We start from the raw sequence: 7,970 nt of genomic DNA on the forward strand, positions 1-7,970 counted from the left end.
GCGCCGCTGCACGCATCGCAGCGGCGCTCCTTTGTACAAAGGCGCCCCCGGCCTTGTAACCGGAGGCGCCTATAAAGGGGAAACGAGCTTAAAAAGCTACATTAGGCATTAAAGCGGCGGCGGGTAGCACCAGCGGCGATGGCAGCGGCACCCAGACCGGCGATGATCGTAACCTGAGCGGCAACGCTATCACCAGTGGTGGGAAGGGCAGCCTCGTCGGCCTTCTTCTCGTCAGCCTTCTTCTCGGCCTTGGCCGGAGTCTTGGTCGTCGCGGTGGTGTTCCCCTGCTGCTGAGTGGGCTCAACATAGGGAACCAGCGAACCCAGGACCTTCTTGGCGGCCTCAAGCTGAGCCTGAGCCGTGGCCTCGGCCTGCTTGGCGAGCTGGAGCTCGGCATAAGCCTCGAGAGCATCGCTCTGTGCCTGCTCGTACTTGGCAGCAGCAGCCTTTGCCTCATCGGACTTAACCTCGGTGTTAGCCTTGGCGTCCTCGAGAGCCTTAGCGGCCTCATCCTTTGCCTTCTGGGCGTCGGCGAGAGCAACCTGAGCAGCGTTGGCGGCAGCAAGAGCGTTGTCCCAAGCAGCCTTCTTGGCTGCAAGGGTATTCTCAGCATTCAAAGCCTCGTTCTCGAGGTCGTTGTACTCCTGGCCCAGCTTATCAGCCTTGGCGGCAGCAGCCTTGAGCGCAGCCTGGGCAGCGGCAACGATCTGCGGCTTCTTCTTGGCCTGGGCGAGAGCCTGGTTAGCCTTAACCTGCTCATCGATGGCAGCGTCGCGGTCGGCCTTAGCATCCTCGGCAGCCTTAGCAGCCTTAACAGACTTGTTCAGAGCCTCGTTGTAAGCCTTACCAGACTTGTCCGCCTTGTCCATGGCAGCATCAAATGCATCCTGAGCTTCCTTGACAGCCTGCTCCTTGCCCTGAGCAGTCTTCAGGTCAGCCTCGGCCTGAGCCTTCTTGTCGGTTGTCTTGTGCCAAGCAGCCTTAGCCTCATCGGCAGCGGCGCGGGCGTCCTCGGCCTTCTTCTCGTACTGGTTCTCGTTGTACTCAACACCAAGCTTATCGGCGTCAGCCTTGAGCTGCGGATACTGCTGGCCAAGGCTCACCAGTGCAGTTGCGGCGTTCCACTCAGTCAATGCCTGAGCGGCAGCGTTGGTGGCATCGCTCCAAGCCTGATATGCTTCGTCATCACTCTTGGTGGCATCCTTAAGCTCATTCTCGGTGGCCTCAACTGCCTGAGAAGCATTATTTACCGCATTCTTTGCGGCTTCATACTCGCGGCTGGCAAGGACGCCTTCTTCCGTCAGCCTATCAAGCTCAGCCTTCTTCGCCTCGTAGTCGGCCTTACACTGCGCAAGATTGTTGTTGATCTGAGCCTTCCGGGCACCAGTCTCGTTCTTCTTAGCCTCGGCCTTAATAGCCTCGTTGTTGCGGTCGTGGTATTTCTGGCCGAGCTCGTCGGCCTTTGCCTTGTTGGCGTCAAGGTTCTCGTAAGCCTCCTGAGCCTTGTTGGCCTCGGCGAGCTTAGCGTCCCACTCGTTCTTCTTAGCAGTGGCAGCGTCCTCGGCCTTGATAGCCTTGTTGTTAAGCTCATTGAACTTGGCAGCAGCCTCATCGTCAGTCTTGGTGGCAGCCTCAAGAGCAGCCTGGGCATCCTCGACGGAGGGAAGCTTCTTGGCAGCCTCGAGAGCAACCTGGGCGTCGTTGGCGACCTTCAGGTCAGCCTTCATCGTCTTCTCGGCATCCTTGGCAGCCTGCTCAGCCTTAGCAGCAGCGTTGTCAAGGTCGCTCCACTCCTGATAAAGCTTATCGGCCTTCTTGGCAGCAGCGTCGTAGGCAGCCTGGGCCTCGTCCTCAGAAGTCAGGTTCTTGGCGTTCTCCAGAGCAACCTGGGCGTCGTTCTGAGCCTGTGCGGCGTCGTTCCACTCTGCCTTCTTGGCGTCGGCAGCGGCGCGGGCCTCCTCGGCCTTCTTCACGTACTGGTTCTCGTTGTACTCAACACCGAGTGCGTCGGCAGCGTCCTGGGCGTCCTTGTAAGCCTTCTCGGCCTCGTCCAGAGCGTCCTTGGCGGTGGCGAGCTTGGTCTCGGCCTCCATCTCGGCAGCGGCAGCGGCCTCGAGAGCCTTCTGGGCCTCCTGGTCGCCGGCCTGAGCCTCGTCGGCGGCAGCCTTAGCCTCGTCGTAGGCCTTCTGGGTCTTCTCGACGTTGGCCTTAGCCTCGTCGTAGGCCTTCTGGGCCTTCTCGACGTCGGCCTTAGCGGCGGCGATCTCTTCCTTGCTGGCCTGCTTCTGCTCGGCCTTGACATCGTCGTTGGCGTCGGCGCCGGACTCAGCGAAAGCAGCGGTCTGCAGGACCGGAGACAGTGCGAGGCTGGCGGTAACTGCCATGGTTACCGCAGGCTTAGCAAGATTGAGCTTGGGTTGCGCTTTTTTGTGCGCGGGCTGATACTTTGCCATGTTTTCCCCTTTGTTCAGAAACAGCCCGTCCCGAAAAAAACGAGACAGATTTACTAATGCACGATTTATTTAAAAGGGGAAAAACGCGAATTGGTTGCGCAACCAAGCTATATCTAAGGTTTGAGACTTTTTTGCAAAAAAGTTTGCAAAAAGCTATTACACCATCCGTACGCTGAGGCAAAGATCTGCCAGCGGGCACTCGTCGCACTTGGGTTTGCGGGCATCGCAGATCTCGCGGCCAAAGGTGATCCACTGGTGGTTGACCGACTCCCAATACTCGTGCGGCAAGATTTTGAGCAGATCCTGCTCGGTCTTGAGCGGCTCTTTGGCGTGCGTCTTGGGACTCAGCATCAGACGGTGCGCGATGCGGTTGACGTGCGTATCGACCGCGATGCCCTCGACAATGCCAAACCCCACGTTGAGCACGATGTTCGCCGTCTTGCGCCCAACGCCCGGCAGCTTGACAAGCTCCTTCATGTCGGCCGGCACCTCGCCGCCGTAATCGGCGACAATCATCTGTGCGGCCTCCACGGCGTGCTTGGCCTTGCTCTTATAGAAGCCGAGCGACTTAATGGTATCGGCCACATCGGCAACGCTCGCCCCCGCCATGGCCTCGGGCGTGGGCCACTGGGCAAACAGCTTTGGCGTCACCTTGTTGACCTGCGCGTCGGTCGTCTGCGCCGAGAGCAACACCGCTATGAGCAGCCTATAGGGATTCTCGTGGTCCAAAAAACACTCAACCGGGCCATAGCGACGGTTGAGGCGCTCGCACACCTCAACGGCGCGCTCGCGCTTGGCGGCATTGGTCTCGCGTGGCATAACGACTCCTCGGATTGGCGGCATAACTTACCTATGGGCACGATTGTCCCACGTATGGGGTCTTTACGCCTCCAAAAATGCGCCGGTCTGGCGGCCCCACAAGCTTGCGTACTCGCCGCCTGCCTCGACAAGCTGCGCATGCGTACCGTCCTCGACAATCTCGCCGTCCGCCAGCACCACGATGCGGTCGAGCGCCGCCACGGTGGACAGGCGATGTGCCACCACAATAGAGGTACGGCCGCGCATCAGGTTCTCAAGCGCCTCCTGCACCAGCGCCTCGGACTCGCTATCCAGGGCAGAGGTCGCCTCGTCGAGCACCAGAATCGGCGCGTCGGTGAGGATGGCACGGGCGATGGCCACGCGCTGGCGCTGACCGCCCGAAAGCTTAACGCCGCGCTCGCCCACCATGGTGTCAAAGCCCCGGGGCAGGCGGTCGATAAACTCCAGGGCATTGGCCAAGCGGGCCGCCTCGCGGATCTGTTCGTCGGTGGCGTCGGGGCGGCCGTAGGCGATGTTCTCGCGAATGGAGCGGTGAAACAGCAGCGCCTCCTGCGGCACGTAGGCAACCTGACGGCGCAGGCTCTGCTGCGTGCAGCGCGAGACATCCTGACCGTCCACGAGTACGCGACCGCCCTGTACGTCGTCCAGGCGCAGCAGCAACTTGGTGAGCGTCGTCTTGCCCGAGCCCGATTTGCCCACCAAGCCCACGCGCTGGCCCGCCGCCACATGAAGTGTCAGGTCGTCGAACACGCTCTCGCCCGCCGCGGCGTCACGGTATGCAAAGCTCAGGTGCTCAAAATCAATCGCGCCCTCACCAACCTTGAGCTCGGGAGCGTTCTCGTCGTCTGCCACCAGACGCGGCTCGTCCAGCACGCGCGTCATCTCGGCCGCATCGCCCAGCGCGCGGTTGATGCGCTGCATCATGGAGCTTACGTAGTTCAGACGCATGGTGAGGTTGTACGTATAGGTAAAGATCATGACAAGCGAGCCGGCCGAGATGCCAAACCACGCGTTGCCGCCCGCCACAAACACACTCACCACGGCCATGGTGATGACGATAAGGCCCGAGGTCGTAAAGTTGCGCTGCATCATGGCGTGCATCGAAACCGTCTCGGCGTCGCGCGCGGCGCGGTCGGCAGCATCGAACAGGTCGCGCTCAAAGTCTTCGCGCCCACAGGTCTTGACGGCCAGGATGTTCGTGACCGCGTCGGACAACACGCCCGACAGTTTGTTCTGCGCGGCGGACGTCGCGGCCGAAAGCGGCATGATGCGCTTATACATAAGCCAGACAAACGCAATGTAGACGACCATAATGCCCACCAGGATCACGGTAAACGTCGGTACCACCGGAGCGAGCGCCGCCACCGTGCAGACAACCGAGGTGACAGTGGGGATGAGCGAATACACCGTCACGTCCACCAACCCCGTGTAGCCGCTCATAAAACGGCTCGTCTGGCTCACAAGCGATCCGCCAAAACGGCTGGTGTGGAATGTCATGGATTGATTGGAGAGCGTGTCGAAGCACAGGCGCGCCAAGTGATAGTTGCCCGCAATCTCGAGCTTGTAGACGGTGTAGTCCTGCAGCTTGGAGAGGATTTGGCCCACTAGGTTAACGAGCACAAGCGCCAGAATGTAGGGGCCAAAGACCTCAAACACCCGGTCGCCCGCCACGGGGCCGGCCTGGACGCGGTCGACGATAAGCGCCATCACGTAGGTGTTGGCAAACGTGAGCAAAAAGATGTAGCCCGCCGACGAGAGCACCGAGAGAAAGACGATCAGCGGCTGCGTGCGCGTGACGTCCCAAAAACGCTGTAGCGTGCGGCGCACGGTTGAGCGTTTGAGCGGACTGGTGCTTCTCTGTGACATGGGCTTCCTTTCACATCTGGCGGGGCTAAACGTCATTGTTGCATACTAAAGCGCACTTCAGGCAAGCACGATGCGAAAAGCAGCGGGGTGCCCGCGTTTGCGCCGGCGCCCCACCGTCTTGTTGTAATTATTCCTCGTCTTCTTGGTCTGTGAGAAGGCCCGCGGGCGTGAGTCCCAAGATCTCATCAGCTTGGTCGGCGTCTTCCAGCGCGTCGATGTCCTTGAGCTTGCGCTCCATGACGTTGGTGCGCGTGGTGATGATGCCCTCGACCGTCTTTCCCGCGGTCTCGATTTGCTGCTGGGCGCGGCGCAGCGCCGCCTGATAGCGCGGCAGCTCGGCCTTGACGGCAGAAAGCACGCGCAGCACGTCATCGGTGCGTTTTTGCAGCCTAAACGTTTGGTAGCTCATCTGCAGGCTGTTGAGGATAGCCGCCATGGTGCTAGGGCCGGCAACGTTGACGTGATAGTCGCGGCCCAGGGTCTCGATAAGTCCCGGACGACTGACAACCTCGGCATACAGCCCCTCAAACGGCACGAACATAATGCCAAAGTTGGTCGTTGCCGGCACACTCAGGTACTTTTCGCAGATGTCCTTGGCCTCGCGCTTGACCATGGCGTCGAGCGTCTTACGCGCAGCGGCGACGGCCTCAGCGTCACCCGACTCCTGGGCGTCGAGCAGATGCTCATATGCGTCACCCGGGAATTTGGAGTCGATCGGCAGCAGCACGGGATCGCCCTCGTCTACCGGCAGCTTGACGGCAAACTCAACGCGCTCCGAGGCGCCGGGCTTGGTGGCGACGTTTTCCAGATACTGGTCGGGCGTAAGGATGTCCGCCAGGATTGCACCCAGCTGTACCTCGCCCAAAATGCCACGCGCCTTTACGTTGCCCAGCACGCGCTTAAGGTCGCCCACGCCGGTGGCGATGGACTGCATGTCGCCCAGGCCCTTGTATACGGCCTCGAGCTGGTCGCTCACCTGCTTAAACGATGCCGACAGGCGATCGTTGAGCGTGCGGGAGAGTTTCTCGTCCACCGTCGCGCGCATCTGATCGAGTTGCACGTTGTTGTCTTTGCGGATAGCACCCAGCTGGGCATCGACCGTCTCGCGCACCTTGTCCAGGCGGTGCTCGATGCCCTCGCGGCTGGCACCGAGTTGTTGGGCCGTCTCGCGGCGCAGGTCATCCATCCGGTCACCAGCTTGCGAAAACTCGTGTGCGATGTTCAGGTAACGTTGCTGCTCCACGGCCGCATCTGTCGTCTGCTGCTGCGCGATGGCATTGGCCGTGCGGCGGGTTTCTGCCAGCGCGACGTTCAGGGCATCGAGCGCGTTGTTGGCCTGCTCGAGTGCCGCCATCGCCTCCGCACCGCCATCGCTGCGCTCTCGCAGCTCGGCGCGAAGGCCCTTGAGCTGCAGGGCGCAAGCCACAGCCACTCCTACCGCTACCAAGGCGATCACGACCAGCACAATATCAACAGCAGACATAGACTCCGCCCAACAAACCCAATCGATCATCAAACAAAACCGCGATCAATCTTACCCCGCCACACGCACCGGGCGCCCGGCCCCTTCTTGGGCGCCCCTCTCCTCCGCATATTCCATAATGCGGCGCGCCGTCTCCCTGCTCACCTTTGAGTCATCGCCGGCTAAGTATGCGTACACGTTTCCCTTATTCAGATTCAAATCGCGGCAGAGACCGTAGCGCGTTACGCCCGATTCCCCTAGCGCTCCCAACGTTCTTTTTCGCATCAGAGCGTTGATCCTTCTGTCCGCCACTGGCTTTTCCTTCACCGCTCTATACGCACGCCAAACGTTGGCATAACGATTAGGGAGTTTGTCCTCGGCGCATAGAGATGCCAGGCTACCCGTTTGGGCGTACAAGGACAAAACGCCTCGGTAACCCTCTTCCATCCACGAACCCTCGGATAAGCCCAGAACGTATTCGGCTTTACCCTGCGCCAAAGCGAGCAAAAACAGGGGCTCCGCCACGCGCGGCGCAACCGTCGTCGCCTGCTTAACCAGTTTTCTAAAACTGAGCGACTGCTGTCCGGATAGCTCTCGGCAATAGCCTTTTAAGAATCCCTCAAAGGTCAGATTCAACCGAGCACCTCCTTTTTGTATTGCCTGTATGCGCAGACCATCTCTTGATAACTCCGCTCCGAAGGCGACGACGCCAGCGCCTCGCCCTCGTCGAATATAAGCCGTTCGAGCAGTCCCCAATCAAGTCGGTCGACGAATGCCTGGCTATGAAGATCGACGATGTCGTTCGGACGGTAGGCATAGAGCTTCATTACCGCTAGGTCTTCCAAGGATGGCGTAAAGTACCTGATAAAACGCGCCCCAATATCCAAGGGAATCAAACGATCTTCGTAATTGAATGGCATCTGATTACAATATGCCGCCGCCATACCATTCACCTCGGAATATCGAGCTATGATCTCGCGGAGGCACCTGTCTGCCTCAAACACATCAATGTCATGTGTAACCGACCGATTCGTCACATCGTTAAGCATGAAGGCGCTCCCTCCCACCAATACAACGCTCGGCCTATCGTCTCTTGGACCTATTTCCAGCTCCGCCTCTTCGTCAATACCCAAAAGAGTCTGCTCTAAATCCTGCTTATGCATAGCAAATCCTATTATTAATCATCATCAATAATACTATTCAGTCGCACGACAGGACCCACAGGATGCAAGAATTCTACTCGTGGCGATAATCCCTGCACCCTAGAAGTCCTAATGTGACAAACGCTAACTCTCCCAGCCGGCGCGGATGGTTGTTACGATATCGCCCAGGCGCTGGCCGAGAGCTGTCAAATGTTGGAGCACTTCGCT

The 7,970-nt window shown here is 59.6% G+C and carries 6 protein-coding genes; all 6 read right to left on the reverse strand.

The features are described from left to right. Positions 1-101 precede the first annotated feature (101 nt). The 6 genes from ACQRAQ_RS03685 to ACQRAQ_RS03710 all read right to left on the reverse strand — a co-directional run bounded on the left by ACQRAQ_RS03685 (position 102) and on the right by ACQRAQ_RS03710 (position 7,763). Positions 102-2,453 (reverse strand): hypothetical protein, encoded by a 2,352-nt coding sequence (locus tag ACQRAQ_RS03685; protein WP_427793965.1) that lies wholly within the window; start codon positions 2,451-2,453, stop codon positions 102-104. Positions 2,454-2,609: 156 nt separating this feature from the next. After that, positions 2,610-3,272, reverse strand: a complete 663-nt coding sequence (gene nth, locus ACQRAQ_RS03690) for an endonuclease III (protein WP_427793966.1) — start codon at positions 3,270-3,272, stop codon at positions 2,610-2,612. Positions 3,273-3,335: 63 nt separating this feature from the next. Continuing rightward, a complete protein-coding gene (locus ACQRAQ_RS03695) occupies positions 3,336-5,138 on the reverse strand; it encodes an ABC transporter ATP-binding protein (RefSeq protein ID WP_427793967.1) in 1,803 nt (600 codons plus the stop codon). Between the two features lie 127 nt (positions 5,139-5,265). After that, entirely contained in the window at positions 5,266-6,621 is a 1,356-nt protein-coding gene (locus tag ACQRAQ_RS03700) for a DNA recombination protein RmuC (RefSeq protein ID WP_427793968.1), read from the reverse strand. Between the two features lie 51 nt (positions 6,622-6,672). After that, the gene (locus ACQRAQ_RS03705; protein WP_427719501.1) at positions 6,673-7,236 is read right to left on the reverse strand and encodes a hypothetical protein; all 564 of its coding nucleotides are present in this window, start codon (positions 7,234-7,236) and stop codon (positions 6,673-6,675) included. After that, positions 7,233-7,763, reverse strand: coding sequence for a DUF6036 family nucleotidyltransferase (locus ACQRAQ_RS03710; RefSeq protein ID WP_427728910.1), 531 nt, complete (start codon positions 7,761-7,763; stop codon positions 7,233-7,235). The genes ACQRAQ_RS03705 and ACQRAQ_RS03710 overlap by 4 nt, the downstream gene beginning before the upstream one ends. Positions 7,764-7,970: the final 207 nt, after the last annotated feature.

This window comes from Collinsella sp. SGI.178 (assembly GCF_050313495.1).
Taxonomy (GTDB): Bacteria; Actinomycetota; Coriobacteriia; order Coriobacteriales; family Coriobacteriaceae; genus Collinsella.